The 17,418-nt window shown below is 60.5% G+C and carries 25 protein-coding genes; 7 read left to right on the top strand and 18 right to left on the bottom strand.

The window, feature by feature from the left end; genetic code table 11:
• Positions 1–62: 62 nt before the first annotated feature.
• The 4 genes from J2Y83_RS05540 (at position 63) to tsaA (ending at position 2,547) form a co-directional block, all read left to right on the top strand.
• Positions 63–536, top strand: coding sequence for a GNAT family N-acetyltransferase (locus J2Y83_RS05540; RefSeq protein WP_253393667.1), 474 nt, complete (start codon positions 63–65; stop codon positions 534–536).
• A gap of 71 nt (positions 537–607) precedes the next feature.
• The gene (locus tag J2Y83_RS05535; RefSeq protein WP_053254683.1) at positions 608–1,318 is read left to right on the top strand and encodes an rRNA pseudouridine synthase; all 711 of its coding nucleotides are present in this window, start codon (positions 608–610) and stop codon (positions 1,316–1,318) included.
• Between the two features lie 68 nt (positions 1,319–1,386).
• Entirely contained in the window at positions 1,387–1,848 is a 462-nt protein-coding gene (locus J2Y83_RS05530; protein ID WP_253393666.1) for a DUF1456 family protein, read from the top strand.
• Positions 1,849–1,851: 3 nt separating this feature from the next.
• Positions 1,852–2,547 carry a tRNA (N6-threonylcarbamoyladenosine(37)-N6)-methyltransferase TrmO gene (gene tsaA, locus J2Y83_RS05525; protein WP_253393665.1) on the top strand — a complete coding sequence of 232 codons (696 nt, stop codon included), beginning with the start codon at positions 1,852–1,854 and terminating at the stop codon, positions 2,545–2,547.
• Positions 2,548–2,663: 116 nt separating this feature from the next.
• Here tsaA and fpr read toward each other — a convergent pair whose 3' ends face one another.
• Complete coding sequence (fpr, locus tag J2Y83_RS05520; RefSeq protein WP_247402915.1) at positions 2,664–3,443, bottom strand: ferredoxin-NADP reductase; 780 nt, start codon at positions 3,441–3,443, stop codon at positions 2,664–2,666.
• Between the two features lie 124 nt (positions 3,444–3,567).
• Here fpr and J2Y83_RS05515 point away from each other — a divergent pair, with 124 nt between their 5' ends.
• Complete coding sequence (locus J2Y83_RS05515; RefSeq protein ID WP_247402911.1) at positions 3,568–4,494, top strand: LysR family transcriptional regulator; 927 nt, start codon at positions 3,568–3,570, stop codon at positions 4,492–4,494.
• A gap of 3 nt (positions 4,495–4,497) precedes the next feature.
• Here J2Y83_RS05515 and J2Y83_RS05510 read toward each other — a convergent pair whose 3' ends face one another.
• The 3 genes from J2Y83_RS05510 to J2Y83_RS05500 all read right to left on the bottom strand — a co-directional run bounded on the left by J2Y83_RS05510 (position 4,498) and on the right by J2Y83_RS05500 (position 6,558).
• Complete coding sequence (locus J2Y83_RS05510) at positions 4,498–4,860, bottom strand: diacylglycerol kinase (protein ID WP_247402908.1); 363 nt, start codon at positions 4,858–4,860, stop codon at positions 4,498–4,500.
• Positions 4,861–4,935: 75 nt separating this feature from the next.
• Positions 4,936–5,586 (bottom strand): response regulator transcription factor ErdR, encoded by a 651-nt coding sequence (gene erdR, locus J2Y83_RS05505; RefSeq protein WP_247402905.1) that lies wholly within the window; start codon positions 5,584–5,586, stop codon positions 4,936–4,938.
• Between the two features lie 252 nt (positions 5,587–5,838).
• Positions 5,839–6,558 carry a tRNA-uridine aminocarboxypropyltransferase gene (locus tag J2Y83_RS05500; protein ID WP_253393664.1) on the bottom strand — a complete coding sequence of 240 codons (720 nt, stop codon included), beginning with the start codon at positions 6,556–6,558 and terminating at the stop codon, positions 5,839–5,841.
• 198 nt (positions 6,559–6,756) lie between these two features.
• On the opposite strand from J2Y83_RS05500, the gene J2Y83_RS05495 reads away from it, so the two are divergent.
• Positions 6,757–7,197 (top strand): PA3611 family quorum-sensing-regulated virulence factor, encoded by a 441-nt coding sequence (locus J2Y83_RS05495; protein WP_253393663.1) that lies wholly within the window; start codon positions 6,757–6,759, stop codon positions 7,195–7,197.
• Between the two features lie 363 nt (positions 7,198–7,560).
• A complete protein-coding gene (locus tag J2Y83_RS05490) occupies positions 7,561–8,673 on the top strand; it encodes a TIGR00730 family Rossman fold protein (RefSeq protein ID WP_253393662.1) in 1,113 nt (370 codons plus the stop codon).
• 59 nt (positions 8,674–8,732) lie between these two features.
• On the opposite strand, the gene recX is transcribed toward J2Y83_RS05490, so the two are convergent.
• From recX to J2Y83_RS05425, 14 genes are all read right to left on the bottom strand, one after another.
• Positions 8,733–9,200 (bottom strand): recombination regulator RecX, encoded by a 468-nt coding sequence (gene recX / locus J2Y83_RS05485; RefSeq protein WP_253393661.1) that lies wholly within the window; start codon positions 9,198–9,200, stop codon positions 8,733–8,735.
• Between the two features lie 8 nt (positions 9,201–9,208).
• A complete protein-coding gene (gene recA / locus J2Y83_RS05480; protein ID WP_253393660.1) occupies positions 9,209–10,267 on the bottom strand; it encodes a recombinase RecA in 1,059 nt (352 codons plus the stop codon).
• A gap of 83 nt (positions 10,268–10,350) precedes the next feature.
• The gene (locus tag J2Y83_RS05475; RefSeq protein ID WP_253393659.1) at positions 10,351–10,851 is read right to left on the bottom strand and encodes a CinA family protein; all 501 of its coding nucleotides are present in this window, start codon (positions 10,849–10,851) and stop codon (positions 10,351–10,353) included.
• 80 nt (positions 10,852–10,931) lie between these two features.
• Positions 10,932–11,429: a lysis system i-spanin subunit Rz gene (locus J2Y83_RS05470; RefSeq protein ID WP_253393658.1), complete on the bottom strand. Its 498-nt coding sequence runs from the start codon at positions 11,427–11,429 to the stop codon at positions 10,932–10,934.
• Entirely contained in the window at positions 11,417–11,974 is a 558-nt protein-coding gene (locus tag J2Y83_RS05465) for a glycoside hydrolase family 19 protein (protein ID WP_253393657.1), read from the bottom strand. Before J2Y83_RS05465 ends, J2Y83_RS05470 begins: the two co-directional genes overlap by 13 nt.
• A gap of 22 nt (positions 11,975–11,996) precedes the next feature.
• The gene (locus tag J2Y83_RS05460) at positions 11,997–13,007 is read right to left on the bottom strand and encodes a contractile injection system protein, VgrG/Pvc8 family (protein ID WP_253393656.1); all 1,011 of its coding nucleotides are present in this window, start codon (positions 13,005–13,007) and stop codon (positions 11,997–11,999) included.
• Positions 13,008–13,019: 12 nt separating this feature from the next.
• Positions 13,020–13,232 (bottom strand): tail protein X, encoded by a 213-nt coding sequence (locus J2Y83_RS05455; protein ID WP_017844656.1) that lies wholly within the window; start codon positions 13,230–13,232, stop codon positions 13,020–13,022.
• Positions 13,225–13,608: a phage tail protein gene (locus J2Y83_RS05450; RefSeq protein ID WP_253393655.1), complete on the bottom strand. Its 384-nt coding sequence runs from the start codon at positions 13,606–13,608 to the stop codon at positions 13,225–13,227. Before J2Y83_RS05450 ends, J2Y83_RS05455 begins: the two co-directional genes overlap by 8 nt.
• On the bottom strand, positions 13,608–14,762 hold the full coding sequence (locus tag J2Y83_RS05445; RefSeq protein WP_253393653.1) for a hypothetical protein: 1,155 nt from the start codon (positions 14,760–14,762) through the stop codon (positions 13,608–13,610). Before J2Y83_RS05445 ends, J2Y83_RS05450 begins: the two co-directional genes overlap by 1 nt.
• A 6-nt stretch (positions 14,763–14,768) precedes the next feature.
• Complete coding sequence (locus J2Y83_RS29560; RefSeq protein WP_260473885.1) at positions 14,769–14,894, bottom strand: hypothetical protein; 126 nt, start codon at positions 14,892–14,894, stop codon at positions 14,769–14,771.
• A complete protein-coding gene (locus tag J2Y83_RS05440; RefSeq protein ID WP_253393651.1) occupies positions 14,891–15,463 on the bottom strand; it encodes a phage tail assembly protein in 573 nt (190 codons plus the stop codon). The genes J2Y83_RS29560 and J2Y83_RS05440 overlap by 4 nt, the downstream gene beginning before the upstream one ends.
• Positions 15,464–15,513: 50 nt before the next feature.
• Positions 15,514–16,020, bottom strand: a complete 507-nt coding sequence (locus J2Y83_RS05435) for a phage major tail tube protein (RefSeq protein WP_253393649.1) — start codon at positions 16,018–16,020, stop codon at positions 15,514–15,516.
• A complete protein-coding gene (locus J2Y83_RS05430) occupies positions 16,020–17,186 on the bottom strand; it encodes a phage tail protein (protein ID WP_253393647.1) in 1,167 nt (388 codons plus the stop codon). The genes J2Y83_RS05435 and J2Y83_RS05430 overlap by 1 nt, the downstream gene beginning before the upstream one ends.
• 2 nt (positions 17,187–17,188) lie before the next feature.
• Positions 17,189–17,362, bottom strand: coding sequence for a hypothetical protein (locus J2Y83_RS05425; protein ID WP_253393645.1), 174 nt, complete (start codon positions 17,360–17,362; stop codon positions 17,189–17,191).
• Between the last annotated feature and the right edge of the window lie 56 nt (positions 17,363–17,418).

Here is a 17,418-nt window from a genome sequence, read left to right as displayed (position 1 = left end):
GGGCTTTTTTAGGTCTATCGTCTTGCCCATCGGTCCCGATCATCTACAAAAGGGCAGCGGACATGCGTCAGCATTCGGTTATCCACACCCCCAAAACCAGCGACTTCGCGGAATTGGCGCGTATCTGGGAGGATTCGGTGCGTGCCACCCATGATTTTCTGCCGGACAGCTACATCACGTTGCTGAAAAACCTGGTGCTGACCCGCTACCTGGATGCGGTCATGCTGATCTGCACCAAGGACACGCACCAACGCATCACCGGGTTCGCCGGGGTGGCCGCGGGCAAGGTCGAGATGCTGTTTATCGACCCACAGCACCGTGGCCAGGGCCTGGGCAAGCAATTGCTGCGTTATGCGATCGAGTGCATGAACGCCGATGAGCTGGACGTCAACGAACAGAACCCGCAGGCGCTGGGTTTTTACGTCAAGCAAGGCTTCGAGGTCATCGGCCGCACGGAGCATGATGGCCTTGGGCAACCTTATCCGCTGCTGCACATGCGTTTGCGCCAGGTGCAGCAAGAGGCGCGTCAGGGCTAAATGAAATGGGGCCGGGATTAACCGCGTCCACACAGGTACAATAGTGGCCCCCTTTTGCTACGGCCTTTGTCATGACTGACCCCATACGCCTCTCCAAACGCCTTATCGAACTGGTCGGTTGCTCCCGTCGGGAGGCTGAGCTGTTTATCGAAGGCGGCTGGGTCTCGGTGGACGGTGAAGTGATCGACGAACCGCAGTTCAAGGTCACCACCCAGAAGGTCGAACTGGACCCCGAGGCCAAGGCCACCGCGCCAGAGCCGGTGACCATCCTGCTGCACGCGCCTGTCGGCGTGGATGCCGAGACGGCGATGGCTTCGATCAGCGCCGAAACGCTGTCGGAAGAACACCGCTTCAGCAAGCGCCCGCTCAAGGGCCACTTCCTGCGCCTGACCGCCAGCGCCGACCTGCAAGCCAAGGCCAGCGGCCTGTTGGTGTTTACCCAGGATTGGAAGATTCTGCGCAAGTTGACCGCCGATGCCGCCAAGATCGAGCAGGAATACGTGGTGGAGGTCGAAGGTGACATGGTTGCTCACGGCCTGAACCGCCTCAACCACGGCCTGACCTACAAAGGCAAAGAGCTGCCAGCGGTGAAAGCCAGTTGGCAGAACGAAAACCGCCTGCGCTTTGCGATGAAAAACCCGCAACCTGGGGTGATTGCCTTGTTCTGCGAAGCCGTCGGCTTGAAAGTCATCGCCATCCGTCGCATCCGCATCGGTGGTGTGTCCATCGGCAAGGTGCCGGTGGGCCAATGGCGCTACCTGTCCGGCAAAGAGAAGTTCTGAGCCCCTCCCCCTTTTTCGACACCGCCTGCGTGGGCGGTGTCCACCGTTGAAAACCAGGATTGCCCACCATGATTCACAACGACGTACTGCGCAGCGTGCGCTACATGCTCGACATCAGCGACAACAAGATGGTCGAGCTGATCAAACTCGGCGGCATGGACGTGACCAAGGAAGACCTGCTGACTTACCTCAAGAAAGACGAGGAAGAAGGCTTTGTGTTCTGCCCGGACGAGGTCATGGCGCACTTCCTTGACGGCCTGGTGATTTTCAAGCGCGGCAAGGACGACAGCCGTGCGCCGCAGCCGATCGAAACCCCGGTGACCAACAACATCATCCTCAAGAAGCTGCGCGTGGCCTTCGAACTGAAGGAAGACGACATGCACGCCATCCTCAAGGCTGCCGAGTTCCCGGTGTCCAAGCCTGAGCTGAGCGCGCTGTTCCGCAAGTTTGGCCATACCAATTACCGCACCTGCGGCGACCAGTTGCTGCGCAACTTCCTCAAGGGCCTGACCCTGCGGGTTCGCGCGTAAGCCATGAGTTACCAGGTCTCGCCCGTCGGCTTCGTGCGCTCCTGCTTCAAGGAGAAGTTCGCCATCCCGCGCCAACCGCAACTGGCGCCTGCCGCCCGCGGCGTGCTGGAGTTGGTCGCGCCGTTCGACCACGGCGAGGCGGTGCAGGGCCTGGAGCAGGTCAGCCATGTGTGGCTGCTGTTTCTGTTCCACCAGGCCCTCGAAGACAAGCCCCGCCTGAAAGTGCGCCCGCCACGCCTGGGTGGCAACACGTCCATGGGCGTGTTTGCCACCCGCGCGACCCATCGACCCAACGGGATTGGCCAGTCGGTGGTGAAGCTGGACAAGGTCGAACCGGGCCGGCTGTGGATCTCCGGGATCGATCTGCTCGACGGCACGCCGGTGTTGGATATCAAGCCGTATGTGCCGTATGCCGACATCATCGACAGCGCCACCAACGACATCGCCAGTAGCGCGCCGCAACTGATTCCCGTGCAGTGGCTGAAGACGGCTCTGCACCAGGCACAAGGCCACGCTCAGCGCCTTGCTGAACCGCTGGTGGAGTTGATCGAGCAGTGTTTGGCACAAGACCCGCGGCCGGCCTATCAGACGCCCGGGCCAGAGCGTGAATACGGGGTGCGGTTCTGGGATGTGGATGTGCGTTGGCACTATCCCGAGGCGGGCGTCATCTGTGTGCTGGAAGTGATTGCAGCTGAATAAACCGAAAACAAATGTGGGAGGGGGCTTGCCCCCGATGGCGGTGATTCAGTGCTAGTTGTAGCAACTGACAGACCGCCATCGGGGACAAGCCCCCTCCCACATTTTTTTGACCGCGTTTACTTCTCGACGAAGGCGCGTTCGATCAGATAGTCACCCGGTTCACGCATCCGTGGCGAAACTTTCAGGCCGAAGCTGTTCAACACTTCGCTGGTCTCGTCCAACATGCTTGGGCTGCCGCACAGCATGGCGCGGTCGTCCTCGGGGTTGATCGGTGGCAGGCCGATATCGCGGAACAGCTTGCCACTGCGCATCAGGTCGGTCAGGCGACCTTGGTGTTCGAACGGCTCGCGGGTCACGGTGGGGTAGTAGATCAACTTTTCACGCAGGGCTTCGCCGAAGAATTCATTCTGCGGCAAGTGCTCGGTGATGAATTCGCGGTAGGCGACTTCGTTGACGTAACGCACGCCGTGGCACAGGATCACTTTTTCGAAACGCTCGTAGGTTTCCGGGTCCTGGATCACGCTCATGAACGGCGCGAGGCCCGTACCGGTGCTGAGCAGGTACAAGTGCTTGCCCGGCTTCAAATCGTCAAGCACCAGGGTGCCTGTCGGCTTTTTGCTGATGATGATCTCATCGCCTTCCTTCAGGTGCTGCAACTGGGAAGTCAGCGGGCCATCGGGCACCTTGATGCTGAAGAACTCCAGATGCTCTTCCCAGTTCGGGCTGGCAATCGAATAAGCGCGCATGAGTGGGCGGCCGTTGGGCTGTTGCAGGCCGATCATCACGAACTGACCGTTCTCGAAGCGCAAGCCCGGATCGCGGGTGCACTTGAAGCTGAACAGAGTGTCGTTCCAGTGATGAACACTGAGGACACGCTCGTGGTTCATGTTGCTCATGTACGGGGGACTCCTGGAGATGGGTCTGCGCCAAATGATAAGTGCGCAATTGCACAGCATTCTAATCGCGGCGACAATATCTGTTAACTGGATTATTAAGATAAGGGTTATCGGTTATATCGATATGCGATTTACTCTCCGTCAACTGCAAGTCTTCGTCGCCGTCGCCCAGCAGGAAAGCGTCTCACGCGCTGCTGGCCTTCTGGCCTTGTCTCAGTCCGCCGCCAGCACCTCAATCACCGAGCTGGAGCGTCAATCCAGCTGCCAATTGTTCGATCGGGCGGGTAAACGCCTGAGCCTCAACGCCCTCGGCCGTCAGTTATTGCCCCAGGCGGTCGCCCTGCTGGACCAGTCCAAGGAGATCGAAGACCTGCTCAACGGCAAGTCCGGCTTCGGCTCGCTGGCCGTTGGCGCCACGCTGACCATCGGCAATTACCTGGCCACGCTGCTGATCGGCAGCTTCATGCAGCAGCACCCCGAGAGCCAGGTGAAGCTGCATGTGCAGAACACTGCACATATCGTGCACCAAGTCGCGCATTACGAAATTGACCTGGGTCTAATCGAAGGCGACTGCAGCCACCCGGATATCGAAGTGCAAACCTGGGTGGAAGATGAGCTGGTGGTGTTTTGCGCGCCTCAGCATCACCTGGCCCAGCGCGGCGTGGCCACCATGGAAGAATTGACCCATGAAGCGTGGATTCTGCGCGAACAAGGCTCGGGCACGCGCCTGACCTTTGATCAGGCCATGCGTCATCATCGCAGCGCGCTGAATATTCGCCTGGAGCTGGAACACACCGAAGCGATCAAACGTGCGGTGGAGTCGGGGCTGGGGATTGGCTGCATTTCGCGGCTGGCGCTGCGCGATGCCTTCCGCCGTGGCAGCCTGGTGCCGGTAGAAACCCCGGACCTGGACCTGGCCCGGCAGTTCTACTTCATCTGGCACAAGCAGAAATACCAGACCTCGGCGATGCGCGAGTTTCTGGAACTGTGCCGCGCCTTCACCGCAGGGGTCCAGCGCAGCGACGAAATCGTGCTGCCGAGCATTGCCTGAGGCTTAGATCAGGATCACGGCCCACACCAGGGCGATCATGGTCAGTGCCACGAATTGCGCGGCGCTGCCCATGTCCTTGGCGTTTTTCGACAGTGGGTGACGGTCCAGGGAAATGCGGTCGATGGCCGCTTCCACCGCCGAGTTGAGCAACTCGACGATCAACGCCAGCAGGCACACCGCAATCAACAGCGCCCTTTCGACGCGGCTGACATGCAGGAAAAAACTCAGCGGGATCAGGATGACGTTCAGCAACACCAACTGACGGAATGCCGCCTCACCGGTGAAGGCTGCGCGCAGGCCATCCAGGGAATAGCCCCCTGCGTTAAAGATACGTTTGATACCGGTTTGACCCTTGAAAGGCGACATAGATGTAGGCAACTGAACCAAAGAAGTGGGAAAACTAGATCACGCAAAGTCAAAAAAGCGTGAATTGGCAACAGCTTAATGCTGCGAAATTGACTCAAGTTGTTGCAAGAGCAACGCCGCCTGGGTTCGCGTGCGCACTCCCAGCTTGCGAAAGATCGCGGTGACGTGGGCCTTGATGGTCGCTTCCGACACGCTCAACTCGTAAGCGATCTGCTTGTTCAACAAGCCTTCGCAGACCATGGTGAGCACCCGGAACTGCTGGGGCGTCAGGCTGGCCAAGCCATCACGGGCAGCCTTGGCTTCGTCGGACACATTGATTTCTTCAAACGCCTGCGGCGGCCAGGACACATCGCCATCCAGCACCGTGCGCACGGCTTTCTGGATATCTTCCATGGAGCTCGACTTGGGAATGAAACCGCTGGCGCCAAACTCCTTGGAGCGCACCACCACATCGGCTTCTTCCTGGGCCGAGACCATCACCACGGGGATCTGCGGGTATTGCCCGCGTAACAGCACCAGCCCTGAAAATCCGTAGGCACCAGGCATGTTCAGGTCGAGCAGCACCAGGTCCCAGTCGGATTTTTCGGTGAGGCGGGTTTCCAGCTCGGCAATGCTAGCCACTTCAACCAGACGTACATCCGGGCCCAGGCCCAGCGTTACTGCCTGATGCAGCGCACTGCGAAACAGCGGGTGGTCATCAGCTATCAGGATTTCGTATGTGGCCATTGATTAAATGATCCTGTTTTTTATGGCAGCCCTGATGGGTTCAGGGTTCGCCAATACACAAGGTAACGGCCAGGCAGCCATCACCACAGGGCATGCTCAACGTCAAAAGCACCTGAAACGACGTTGGAAATTCACGGTTGCGCCCTGATCGGCGCCCAGCATGCCCAGCGCAGCCTGGGTGGTCAAGCACTACGCCAATGGGCAGTTTAGCGGCGGTTGAATTCACAGTGCCATCATGCAAACGTCGTCTGGTTATACCGCCGGGATGTAGGGCGCTAGACGAGTATGGACGATATCCGTCAAGTCCAGCGGTAACTGGAACTTGGCGGCCAGATAATGGGTGCTGAACACGTCGAGGTAAGCGTCCAGCACTTCGCTGGCTGCGCAGTCGTCGGCCAGCTCCAGGCACAGCGCGGCGACTTCGGCTGTGCAGAAATGATCATCACGCTTGGAACGACGCAGTTTGTAGCGCGACAGCTGTTCCGGAGCCAGGCTGAGGACCGGCAAATGCTCCAAATAAGGACTTTTGCGGAACATCTTGCGCGCTTCGCTCCACGTGCCGTCCAACAGGATAAACAGCGGGCGCTTGCCCTCCCCTACCTTGACCTCACTGACCACCCGTTCCGGCGCCACGAATTCGCCGGGGAACACGATGTAGGGTTGCCACTGCGGGTCAGCCAGCAGGGTGAGCAATTCGGGATCAACCTCGGTGCGCGACCAGGCGAACGCGCTGGTGTCGTCGATCACATCGGCGATCAGCCAGCCTGTGTTGCTGGGCTTCATCGGTTCGACGTCGTGCATCAACAGGCACATCGCAGACCGGGCCTGGACCTTGGGCCGCCAGGCACACAAACAATAGGCGGGGATCACCCGGCAGCCGGGGCAGCGCTCGGCACGCGAACCCCGATTGACGAAAGGCCTGATGGCGCGCGCCAGGCGCTGGGTACGCAGACGAGAGACGGCGTGGCTCATCGGATGCGCCGCACGGAAGGGGAAATCGACACTGAGGGAACTCGAGGAAGGCTTAAGTGGCCGCAGTTTACCAGAGCCACACGCACTTCCCAGCAATACGCCTGGCTGTACTGGCCAGGGCTCACCTATAATTGCGCGCCACTGAACGCACAGCCCAGTGGCTGGTCTATGCACCAGTAACCGAATCAGGAGAGTTTCATGCTGCGTTCCATGCTGCGTCTTGTCGCCCCATCCGTCGCCCTTGCGCTGGTCTTGCCTGTTGGCGCTCAGGCGGCCTCGCTGCTGGAGGCCCAAATGAACAAGAAGCTGCAAAGCGTCGCGGCTGAAAGCAACAAGGACCTGCCCCGGGAAATCGATGAAAAAACCCTGGAAGTGGCCTATACCGTTGAAGGAATGCAGTTGATCGATCACCTCAGCGTGCTGCCTGATCGTGCCGAACAGATGCGTGCCAACCCCAAGGCGGTGTATTTCCAACTGGGGCAAAGCGTGTGCCTGAACAAAGGCTACCGCGAGCTGATGGCCAAGGGCGCGGTCATGCGTTATGACATCTCCGAAAACAAGACCAACCGCCCGGTAGCATCGGTGAAATTCGTCGAAGCGGACTGCCCGGCACCGGCGGCGGCGAAGAAGAAAAAGTAAGTCGTACTTACCCCCGCGCGCCGCTGTCCAGTGGCGCGCACTTCCCTCGTTTGCGTTTTCCACCAAGCGCCGCACGTTCTGACGTAAGACCAATAAGCGGTTGCCAGCCAAGGGTTTTTCGGCCCATGATCGTCTCATTCCTACTGCCCGCTCAGCCCAGTTCCCATGCTGTTCTGTAACATTTTCAGGGCAAAACAGAGTTGTCCTCCTGCCACGTGCAGTGCAAAGGTTTTTAAATCACAAGGAACATACAGAGCCGCACTTTGCCGCTTGGCGAACACCGTGCAATGCCTTGGCATGCAGTGTCGTGGCCACGGACGAATCTCGCCGCCCGCCCAGGCTCTGTGAAGAAGGAGAAGTTGAATGCCTTACGAACCGAATGAGCGTCTGCTCCAGCATTTTGAAGCGAACGGGGTCGACCTCACGCAGCAGGTCGAAGCTCAACTCCAGTTGATCGCTCCCGACAGCCCGAATATTCCTCTTTATCGCGACATGATCCTCACCGCGCTGCGCATGGCCCAAGACGACCGCAGCCGCTGGAACGCCAAAATCACCTTGCAAGCTATCCGCGAACTGGACCACGCCTTCCGCGTGCTGGAACAGTTCAAGGGGCGACGCAAAGTTACCGTGTTCGGCTCGGCGCGCACGCCGATGGAAAGCCCGCTCTACGCCCTGGCCCGGGAAGTGGGCGCGGCGCTGGCGCGCTCCGATCTGATGGTGATCACCGGCGGCGGTGGCGGCATCATGGCCGCCGCCCACGAAGGTGCTGGCCTGGAGCACAGCCTGGGCTTCAACATTACCTTGCCGTTCGAACAACATGCCAACCCGACCATCGATGGCACCGAGAACCTGCTGTCCTTCCACTTCTTCTTTACGCGCAAGCTGTTCTTCGTCAAGGAGGCCGATGCGCTGGTGTTATGCCCGGGTGGTTTCGGCACCCTGGATGAAGCGCTTGAAGTGCTGACGCTGATCCAGACCGGCAAGAGCCCACTGGTGCCGGTGGTGTTACTCGATGCACCAGGCGGCGGTTTCTGGCAAGGCGCCCTGGACTTTATCCGCAGCCAACTGGAAGCCAATCGCTATATCCTGCCCACTGACCTGAAGCTGGTGCGCCTGGTGTACAGCGCCGAAGCAGCGGTGGACGAGATCAACCAGTTCTACGCCAACTTCCACTCTACCCGCTGGCTGAAGCGTGAGTTTGTGATGCGCATGCATCATCCGCTCAGTGAGCGGGCGCTGGCTCAGGTGCAAAAAGAGTTCGCCAGCCTGCGGCTGAGCGGCGACTTCCAGCAACTCGCCTATACCGGAGAAGAGCATGATGAGCCGCAGTTCAGTCATCTGACGCGACTGGTGTTCAACTTCAACGGGCGTGATCAGGGCCGGTTGCGGGAGTTGGTGGATTACATCAACTTGCCGGAGAACTGGGCGCAGGCTCAGGGCAAGACACAACAACGGGTGGCGCCGGAGCCGGCGTGATTTTTGAGCAAAAAAAAAGGCCCGCTATTTTCATAGCGGGCCTTTATTTTTTGCGTTGTTCAGTCGTCCATGTCCCGACCGCTGAACAACCGATTGATCATTTCCATCGAAAACCCGCGATAATTCAGGAAGCGCCCTTGTTTCGCGCGCTCTCTGGCATCAATCGGAAGATGCCCAGAGAACTTGCGACGCCAGGTATCTTCCAGTTGCGACTGCCAACTGATACCGCACTCGCGCAGGGCGAGGTCGATGTCGGCGCGTTGTAGGCCACGCTGGCTCAGTTCTTCACGAATGCGCGCAGGACCATAGCCAGAGCGCGCTCGGTAGGACACAAAACTTTCGAGATAACGGGCTTCCGACAGCAACCCTTCTTCCGTCAAGCGGTCGAGGGCACTGTCGATCATCTCGGCAGACGCACCGCGCTGACGCAGTTTACGCGTCAGCTCGACTCGACCATGCTCGCGGCGCGCGAGCAGGTCCATCGCAGTGCGCCGAACGGCGACGAGTGTATCCAGCACAACGGTCATCGTTTGGTTCAGACGTCAGTGTCGACTTCTTCCATTTCGTCAACCGGCGCGCGGTTGGCAGCAGCTTTCACGTCCGGCGCAGGAGTCAGCAGCTTGTCGCGGATCTGCTTCTCAAGCGCGGCGGCGATATCCGGGTTGTCCGCCAGGAACTTGGCCGAGTTGGCCTTGCCCTGACCGATCTTGCTGCCGTTGTAGGCATACCAGGCACCGGATTTCTCGACGAAACCGTGCAGCACGCCCAGGTCGATCATCTCGCCGTTCAGGTAGATGCCTTTACCGTAGAGAATCTGGAACTCAGCCTGACGGAATGGCGGGGCCACTTTGTTCTTCACGACCTTGACGCGGGTTTCGCTACCGACAACCTCGTCACCTTCTTTCACCGCGCCGGTACGGCGGATGTCCAGACGGACCGAAGCATAGAACTTCAGCGCGTTACCACCCGTGGTGGTTTCCGGGCTGCCGAACATGACGCCGATTTTCATCCGGATCTGGTTGATGAAGATCACCAGGCAGTTGGCGTTCTTGATGTTACCGGTGATTTTACGCAGCGCCTGGGACATCAGACGGGCCTGCAGGCCCACGTGCATGTCACCCATTTCGCCTTCGATTTCAGCTTTCGGCACCAGGGCCGCCACGGAGTCGACCACGATCACGTCGATGGCGTTGGAGCGCACCAGCATGTCGGTGATTTCCAGGGCTTGCTCACCGGTGTCCGGCTGGGAAACCAGCAGGTCGTCAACATTGACGCCCAGCTTGCCAGCGTATTCAGGGTCCAGGGCGTGCTCGGCATCGACGAACGCGCAGGTGGCGCCCATCTTTTGCGCCTGGGCAATCACCGACAGCGTCAGGGTGGTTTTACCAGAAGATTCAGGACCGTAGATTTCAACGATACGGCCTTTTGGCAGACCGCCAATGCCGAGCGCGATGTCCAGACCCAGAGAGCCAGTAGAAATAGCCGGGATCGCCTGACGGTCGTGATCGCCCATACGCATTACGGCACCCTTGCCGAATTGACGTTCGATCTGACCCAGGGCCGCAGCCAAGGCTTTCTTCTTGTTCTCGTCCATTAAAGTCCTCACGTAATCAATAAGGCCTGACGGCCAACACCTGTATAAGTAGACAGTATTGTTCCACAAAGATCGGAGATCGCCTACCCCTGATTTTCTATTTCTGCTGCAGCTCGTCGCAACAAGCCCTCTAGCGCGGCCTTTACCGTTTGTCGGCGGACCTCGTCGCGGTTGCCGGAGAAGTGCTGGAGCTCGGCCGTGACCTCGTCACCCACGCCGAAAGCCAGCCATACCGTGCCTACCGGCTTGTCCGGCGAGCCGCCATCGGGGCCGGCCACACCGCTGACCGCCACGGCAAAGCGCGCCAGGCTTTTTTCCTGGGCGCCCCTGACCATGGCCTCGACCACCTCGCGGCTGACGGCCCCCACTTTTCCGAACAGTTCCTCCGGCACATCCAGTTGCCGAGTCTTCTGCCGGTTGGAATAGGTGACATATCCCGCTTCGAACCACGCCGAACTCCCGGGTATCCGCGTGATGGCTTCAGCGATGCCGCCACCGGTACACGACTCGGCAGTGGTGACGTGGGCATTGAGCACCTGTAAACGTCGACCCAGTTCAGCGGCAAGTGGGGTGATTTCTTTCACGGTCGTCTCCTGGAATGGGCGGGCGTTTGCCTACCCTACAGGAGCCCATCAGCCATGCAAGTTGCAGCGTGCCCAAGACACTAACGCGCGATGGCCCGCACATACGCCTGACAGGCACGCAAGGCGATCACGGCGTTATCACCGTCGTCGGTGATGGCGATAATTCGCTGAGCATGCGCCGGGTCAAGTCGGGCTCGCGGGGCTGCATGAACCACGCCGCCGGTGGCGGTGGCAGGCATTGCGCAGCCACTGGCGCCGTCACTGGTGTCGAGGAGGACTGACAACCGCACATCAGCAGTGGCCAGGCGATCGCGCAGAGCGGCCTGATTACGGTGGGCATCGCTCAACTCCTGAGTATGTTGTTGGTCGCTGGCGTTGAGTTGTTGCTCAAGCGCCCGCCGTTGGTCCTGCTGCGCCTGTTGCTGGCGCAAGGCTAGCTGGTTTTGCTGGCTGAGCGCCTGCGCATGGGCCGCCGATTGCGCCTCAAGCTGCGCGCCATAGCGCCAGGCTTGCACCTGCCACACGAACGCGCTCAGCAGGCATACGCCGATCAGGCGCCAGGCCGCTAGGAAACGCATAGCACCGCCTTCGCCCGCGCCCACAATCGCAAACGCTCCTCCAGGCCGTTGAGACCGCCGTTGATGCGCCGCGTGATGGTGCTGAACTGGTCGTTGTCCGCCAGTTCGTTCAGGCCGTTGCTGTGCCAGAACCAGGCGGCGGATTCGGCGGCCCATTGCGGTTGTTCCAGCAATTGCGGTTGCAGCAGCAGGCGCTCGTCGCCAAACAACGCTTGGCTACAGATTAAATAGTTGCGACGCCCGGTGATCTGAATCAGCCCCCTGCCCCGGTACTTCTGGCCGTCGCCATCCGCTTCGGGGGTGTTGCCCAGGCGAGCAGCCAGGGTGCCGGTATCGTATTGGCTCAGGTATTGATCGCTGCCCAGTTCGCGGACATAGCGCAACTCGCCGGATTCGTGGCCGATCTGGGCGAGGCAAGCGGCGAGGCGTTTGGGAGTATTGATCGCGTACCGAGCGAATGCCGTATTTAACGAGGATAGAAAAATGCCCGCGCTAAGGCGGGCACCCGGCATGACGTAAAGCAACTGGGGCAGTGTTATCAGCATAAGTCCTACTCCGTAAAAGGCATTACGCCGACAACCCGCCGGCCGTGACCGAACTGCGATAGCCCGTCACCGGGTCGCCTACGTGCGTCACCTTGGTAATCGACCAGCGTCCCTGCATGTAGGAAGGCCAGGTGTCATCCAGCAGCAACAGCCCTTCGGCCGCCAACAGCGGGTTCCCCGGACAATCGATCTGCAGCTTGAGGTCTTCACGCCCCACGCGGCGCAACTCCCCCTCAGCCACCGCCCGCGCCTCGGCTTCGTTCTGACAGCGCTGGCGCAAGGTCTTGAAGGGCGCAACCCCGACCTGAACCACCCGCTGCTTGCCCGCGGCGGCATCCCACCAGGTGACGCGGCTGCCCTGGTATTTGGCGCGCGAGGTTTCGTCGAGCTTGGCGGTGATGAATGCTTGATCGCCGGGGCGATTGTCCTCGGTGACCGACAGTGTCACGTCCGGCAGTTGCTGGCCGGAGAGTGACTTGACCTGCCCGGCCTCGGCGAGCACGTACAGTTCGTTGATCGGTTTGGTGACGGCGCCATAACGTTTCGCCAGGCGGGTGATGAACGCCATGTCGCTTTCATTGGATTGGTCGATGTGGGCAATCGCAATGCCTTCCAGCGCCGGCGCCACCCGCGGCGAATAGCCGTGGCGGCTGACCAGCTGGCGAAACAGCGTGCCCAGGGTGATCGGTCCATAACTGGCGGATCGACGCTGGCGATAACCACTGGCATCGCCCGCGCTGAAGGGCGCCGCGGTGGCGACGATCATCAGGCGCATGGGAAACAGCACCGGCGTGCGCTGGGTGATGACAAACTCGCCTTTTTCCACCAAGCCAGACTCCTTATAACCGACGCGCAAACCGATCTTGCCACTCAGGCTCGGCAGGCCCTCCAGACCCTCGATGTTGATCGTCAGTTCAAGGCGGTCGGACTCAATGCCCGCCGCGTCGGTGTGGCTCCAGTGCATCAGACGTTGATTGAGCAGCGCCGCGTTGGCGCCATAGAACTCCACAATGGGCGTAAATCCCTGAGCCATGTAGCCTCCTTCTTAATCCCAGGCCGAAACGAGGCGCAGCGCAGCCGGCCGCGACGCCATTTCCGGCACGATCACCCACACGCCAGCCGGCAGCACCGGGCCGTATTCGGCAAGCGTGGGGTTCAAGCGCCAGAGGGTTTCTTCCGCGGCATCATCGCAACGTCCCAGTTCGCGGTAGAGCAGCAGGTTGACTGAATCACCGGCAATACTTCGCACTCTACGCATTGACGAATTCCTCCAGTTCAAGGGTCCAGGTCATGAGCATGGCGGTGCCGTCATCGATCACGTTGCTTTGGGTTTCCATCACCGAATTGATCCGCCACAAGCCCCAGTTGCGGCCGATACCATCCACCAGCGGCAGCGGCACGCGTTGATTTTGCAGGGCGCGCAACTCGTCCAAGCGTTGCATGCCCACGCCGTACATCGCCGTGCCGCCGAAGGTGAGTTTTTCCAGTTTCTGGCCGTTCTGCCGCGACTGCGGTTTGCTCGCGATAATCGTCAGGTCAGCCCAGCCGCCGTCGCTGTTACGGGTCAGCGAGGAATAGGCAAACCCACGGGCGAGCCCAAAAATGAAATCGCCCAGCACCATCTGTTGTCGCATCAATCACCTCCTGGATCGGCCAGTGCCGCGTTGCGCCGGAGCCCGAGGGTGTCGGAGAGCATCGGCATGCATTGGAATTGCAGGGCCTGGATCACCTGGTTGACCACCTGCTGGGCATCGGCGGGGTTGACGCCGGTGATCTGGATGCTGGGGGCAAGGGTGACTTGCACGTTGTCCGAGCGCGCGCTGTTGAGCTCCTTGCTGACGGCGCTGGGTGCGGGCAGGCGGTCACCTGGGCTGAACAGTCTGTCCCCGAGCCAAGCGCCCGCCTCACTGCCGAGCAAGCCGCCGATTGCGCCGCCTACAGCCGTACCGATGCCAGGGAACACCAGGGTGCCGATGGCCGCACCGGCGGAGGCGCCGGCCCAGGCACCACCGGCCGTAGACAGGCCGGTGGCGACTGTTTTCGCGTCGCCATCGCGTAGACCCTGGATCACATTGATGGCGGTGTCGGCATACCTTAACGGGCCAGGGCCACGGGGAACGGGCAACTCCCGCCACAGCGTCGACTTGGCGGTTTTTTTCGCGGACGTCTTTTTCCCGCCAGAACGCTCATAGCCAGGCGGCAAGATGATGCTCGGGGTGGTGGCGCCACGAAGAGACTCGCCGCGGCAGCAGCAGTCCTTGTCTTTGTCGTCTTTGAGCCACTTGCCGGCTTTGGGAAACTTTTGCGCCAGCGCATCGATGGCCTTGCCCGAGACCCTGCTCTTGACCGTATCCCACAAACTCGAGCCCACATCCTTGGCAATGGTCTTCGCCGCATCGGCCCCGAACTGTAGGCCTTTGTCGACCCAGGAGTCGGCTGCCGGCGGCGGTTCTTTGGGCTGACTGTTCTGCGCCTGCGAGGTGGTATCGACCGTCCTGAGCGCCAGTGAATCACTGGTAATGAATAACGTGCTGTTGAGCGTTTCCAGTGTCTCGCGCAGCCGCACTTGCTCCAGGGTCAAGGCGTTGATATCCAGGCTCACCGTGACCAGCGCCAGGCCGAGTTCCGACGATGGCTGCGGTTCGGCATCCAGGCTCGAAGGCCCGACAAAACTTTCGGGAAGGGGTGTCAGCACACTGTTGAGCGTCGCCTCGTTGGACAGGGCCGCAAAGGTCATCCAGCGCTTGTCTTCCTCGGCGAGCCTGATCTCGTATTGAGTCTCTTGCATCCCGCTCTACTCCTGTTTGACGCCAAGGCGATTGATCGCGATGTCGTAGCGGCGCAGTGCTTTTCCGGCGTCCCAGTCGAGGATTTCCGCTTCATTGACCGAGTAAATCAGCGGCACCACGTCGAGGATCACTTCGATGTCGCGCTCCGAAAGAAGTCCGCCGGTTTGTTTAAAAAATCATCGATGCGCTCCTGCAACTCCGTCCAGTCAGGCACGGTCAGGCCAGCCAGGTCGGCGATCATCAGGCCGGTGCAGTGGGCGGTGATGAACTCGGCGCGCTCTTTGTTGGTGGCGAGTTTTTTCATCACTTTGGTCGCGCGCAGGGCGGGCATTTCCAGGGGCAATGCGCTGAAGGTGCGGCCGGCGGCCTCCAGGGGCAGCAACAATTGAACGGGCTCGTCGAAGGTCGGCGCTTCAAGCGGGTCCAGGAAGAACCACGCCGGGCGCGTCGACATCTCATGTACGTATTGGGCGATGCTCACGTAGTCCGGGCGCTTGAGTTGGTCGAGCTCTTTTTCCGACAGGCCGGTGGCGAGTTTCGCCAGTTCGAAAAACTGGTCGTCCTCGTCATCACCGGCCCGGGCCAGCGCGTCTTTTTGCGCGGCGTAGAACAACGGTTTGAGTTGAACCTGCTGGATCGTCGCGCCGGTATCGGCGGTGATCGGGGACAGCAGGAGGTGCAGCGGCGGCATCCAGGCCATGGGGCAATTCCTTGGTCAAGTGTGGGGCGAGCGAGCCCGCCCCCGAGGGCTTACGGCATCAGCACCGCACGGCGGGCGTCGCCCAGAATGTCGACGCCGTTGAGGACGAACTTCTGGGTACGCACGTCGATGTCGATCACCGAGATGCCGTTTTCCAGGCGGTTATAGGTGCGGCAAGACAGCTCCAGCGTGGTGGTGGCCTTCTCGCCCATCTTCAGCTTCGCCTCCTCCAGGGATTTGAGCTTGCCGCCCACGGTGTGGTAGGTGAAGTAGGTCTTGCCGTCCTGGTCCTGGCCGGCTTCACGCACGTTCAGCAGAATGTCGTCACCCATCCGCACGCCCAAGGCCAGCATGATTTCCGGGCCGGCGCCTTGCAGGATCAGCTTGGCATTGAGCACTTTGCCGCTCTTGGCCATTTCCTCGGCAATGAAGCGCCCGCCGGACATGGGCTCCATGTCGAACTCGATCTTCGGCGGGGTGAATTCTTCCACGGTCGCGGACAGCGGCAGGCCTTGGAGGGTGGCCGCAATGGCCTGTCTGACTCGGTTGGTAAACATTAGAGAACGTCCTCCAGGAACTGCTCGATGATTTCATCGCGGGCATTGAGTTGATAAATCATGTGTTCGTTCGGCGCGTAGCGGCCGTAGTCGATAACGATGAACCAGGTACCGTTCTTGTACTTCTCGACACTGTTCAACTCCGGGTGCAGGTACACGCTGCCACCGGGGATGGTTTCGTCAGCGACCAGGGTTTGCAGCCAGTCGTTGATGCGCTTGACCTCTTGGTCCATGAAGGACTTGGTGAGGTTCTTGGCCATCGCCTTCTGCCCGGCCTTGACCAACTTGCGGCTGATGGCGTCTTCCAGGCCGACGTAGCTGATGAACTTGCCGGTGATGGAGCGGTTACCCAGCAGCGAAAAACCGCCGAGGATGGTGCGAGCGTAGTAGCTCACGCCGTAGCGGTTGAGCAGGTCGCCTTCGGTGGAAGTGTCGAGGATGTTGTACTCAACCACGCGAGAAACGTCCTCGGCGAAGGTCACCTGATTGCCCGGGCTTTCCCACTGCTTGACCTTGGCCAGTGCAGCGATGGCCAGGGACGACGGCGAAAGAAACACGTTCTTCTTCGCCGCCTTGGAGTACACCGACGGCATGTTGTGTACCAGCAGGCAACGGTCGAAGCCAAGATCGGCACCGCCCAGCTCGCCGCTGTAGGTCACCTGATCGGCAACTGAGGCGTCCTTGCCATCCAGCACCACGCGGGCCTTGATGCGCTTGCCGAAGGCGGCGAACTCGCTCGCCACGGCCTTGGTACCAGTGAAGCCTGGGGCGCCGATGATGGTCAGGTCTTCCGGCACACTGCTCAGGGCCGCCAGGCCGAGTTTGCGGCCGGTAATCGGTTCGTTACCGCCGATCACATTGTTGAGCGTGTCAGCCGGGGTCGCGCCCTCCTCCACGATCACCACGTAGACCGGCACCTTGACCACTTTGAGGATCTGGTACACCGCCTGAAACAGCGTGCCCGCCTCACTGCCGCTAGGGTCCAGCAGCGCCTGGGTGGTGAAGCTGTTGATGCGGAACGGGGCGTTTTTCGGGATCGATGCGTGGGCATTCGGCGCGGTGCCGACCAGGCCGATGACGTTGTCGCCAAGGCCGCCCATGGCCTCGGGGGACTCAGTTGCGTTCACAGTGATGCCGTTGTGCTCGAAGTTCAAAACCTCAGCCATGATTATTCAGCCTTCTTGGGGGTGGTATTGAGGACGCTGGTCAGTTCCAAGCGGCCGGCGGTGCGCAGGGCGGATGCTTCGACGTCCAGCAGTTCCAGTTCCTGGCCGACGCGGGACCAATGGCCGGCGCCGATGGGGAATGGGATGAGGACGGTGTAGGTTTGGCGAGTGGGCATGTGTTGAATTCTCCGGGTGGAAAACACCAAAGCCCCTGCGGGAGGGGCTTTGGGGA

This window comes from Pseudomonas marginalis (assembly GCF_024169655.1).
Lineage (GTDB): Bacteria > Pseudomonadota > Gammaproteobacteria > Pseudomonadales > Pseudomonadaceae > Aquipseudomonas > Aquipseudomonas paraveronii.
Note: the sequence above shows the minus strand (reverse complement) of the source record. Positions and strands in the feature narration are given on the sequence as shown.

Bases quoted from the DNA above. Each gene is read 5' to 3' on its own strand.
- J2Y83_RS05540 (WP_253393667.1), top strand. From the start codon at position 63: ATGCGTCAGCATTCGGTTATCCACACCCCCAAAACCAGCGACTTCGCG.
- J2Y83_RS05535 (WP_053254683.1), top strand. From the start codon at position 608: ATGACTGACCCCATACGCCTCTCCAAACGCCTTATCGAACTGGTCGGT.
- J2Y83_RS05530 (WP_253393666.1), top strand. From the start codon at position 1,387: ATGATTCACAACGACGTACTGCGCAGCGTGCGCTACATGCTCGACATC.
- tsaA (WP_253393665.1), top strand. From the start codon at position 1,852: ATGAGTTACCAGGTCTCGCCCGTCGGCTTCGTGCGCTCCTGCTTCAAG.
- fpr (WP_247402915.1), bottom strand. From the start codon at position 3,443: ATGAGCAACATGAACCACGAGCGTGTCCTCAGTGTTCATCACTGGAAC.
- J2Y83_RS05515 (WP_247402911.1), top strand. From the start codon at position 3,568: ATGCGATTTACTCTCCGTCAACTGCAAGTCTTCGTCGCCGTCGCCCAG.
- J2Y83_RS05510 (WP_247402908.1), bottom strand. From the start codon at position 4,860: ATGTCGCCTTTCAAGGGTCAAACCGGTATCAAACGTATCTTTAACGCA.
- erdR (WP_247402905.1), bottom strand. From the start codon at position 5,586: ATGGCCACATACGAAATCCTGATAGCTGATGACCACCCGCTGTTTCGC.
- J2Y83_RS05500 (WP_253393664.1), bottom strand. From the start codon at position 6,558: ATGAGCCACGCCGTCTCTCGTCTGCGTACCCAGCGCCTGGCGCGCGCC.
- J2Y83_RS05495 (WP_253393663.1), top strand. From the start codon at position 6,757: ATGCTGCGTTCCATGCTGCGTCTTGTCGCCCCATCCGTCGCCCTTGCG.
- J2Y83_RS05490 (WP_253393662.1), top strand. From the start codon at position 7,561: ATGCCTTACGAACCGAATGAGCGTCTGCTCCAGCATTTTGAAGCGAAC.
- recX (WP_253393661.1), bottom strand. From the start codon at position 9,200: ATGACCGTTGTGCTGGATACACTCGTCGCCGTTCGGCGCACTGCGATG.
- recA (WP_253393660.1), bottom strand. From the start codon at position 10,267: ATGGACGAGAACAAGAAGAAAGCCTTGGCTGCGGCCCTGGGTCAGATC.
- J2Y83_RS05470 (WP_253393658.1), bottom strand. From the start codon at position 11,429: ATGCGTTTCCTAGCGGCCTGGCGCCTGATCGGCGTATGCCTGCTGAGC.
- J2Y83_RS05465 (WP_253393657.1), bottom strand. From the start codon at position 11,974: ATGCTGATAACACTGCCCCAGTTGCTTTACGTCATGCCGGGTGCCCGC.
- J2Y83_RS05460 (WP_253393656.1), bottom strand. From the start codon at position 13,007: ATGGCTCAGGGATTTACGCCCATTGTGGAGTTCTATGGCGCCAACGCG.
- J2Y83_RS05455 (WP_017844656.1), bottom strand. From the start codon at position 13,232: ATGCGTAGAGTGCGAAGTATTGCCGGTGATTCAGTCAACCTGCTGCTC.
- J2Y83_RS05450 (WP_253393655.1), bottom strand. From the start codon at position 13,608: ATGCGACAACAGATGGTGCTGGGCGATTTCATTTTTGGGCTCGCCCGT.
- J2Y83_RS05445 (WP_253393653.1), bottom strand. From the start codon at position 14,762: ATGCAAGAGACTCAATACGAGATCAGGCTCGCCGAGGAAGACAAGCGC.
- J2Y83_RS05440 (WP_253393651.1), bottom strand. From the start codon at position 15,463: ATGGCCTGGATGCCGCCGCTGCACCTCCTGCTGTCCCCGATCACCGCC.
- J2Y83_RS05435 (WP_253393649.1), bottom strand. From the start codon at position 16,020: ATGTTTACCAACCGAGTCAGACAGGCCATTGCGGCCACCCTCCAAGGC.
- J2Y83_RS05430 (WP_253393647.1), bottom strand. From the start codon at position 17,186: ATGGCTGAGGTTTTGAACTTCGAGCACAACGGCATCACTGTGAACGCA.
- J2Y83_RS05425 (WP_253393645.1), bottom strand. From the start codon at position 17,362: ATGCCCACTCGCCAAACCTACACCGTCCTCATCCCATTCCCCATCGGC.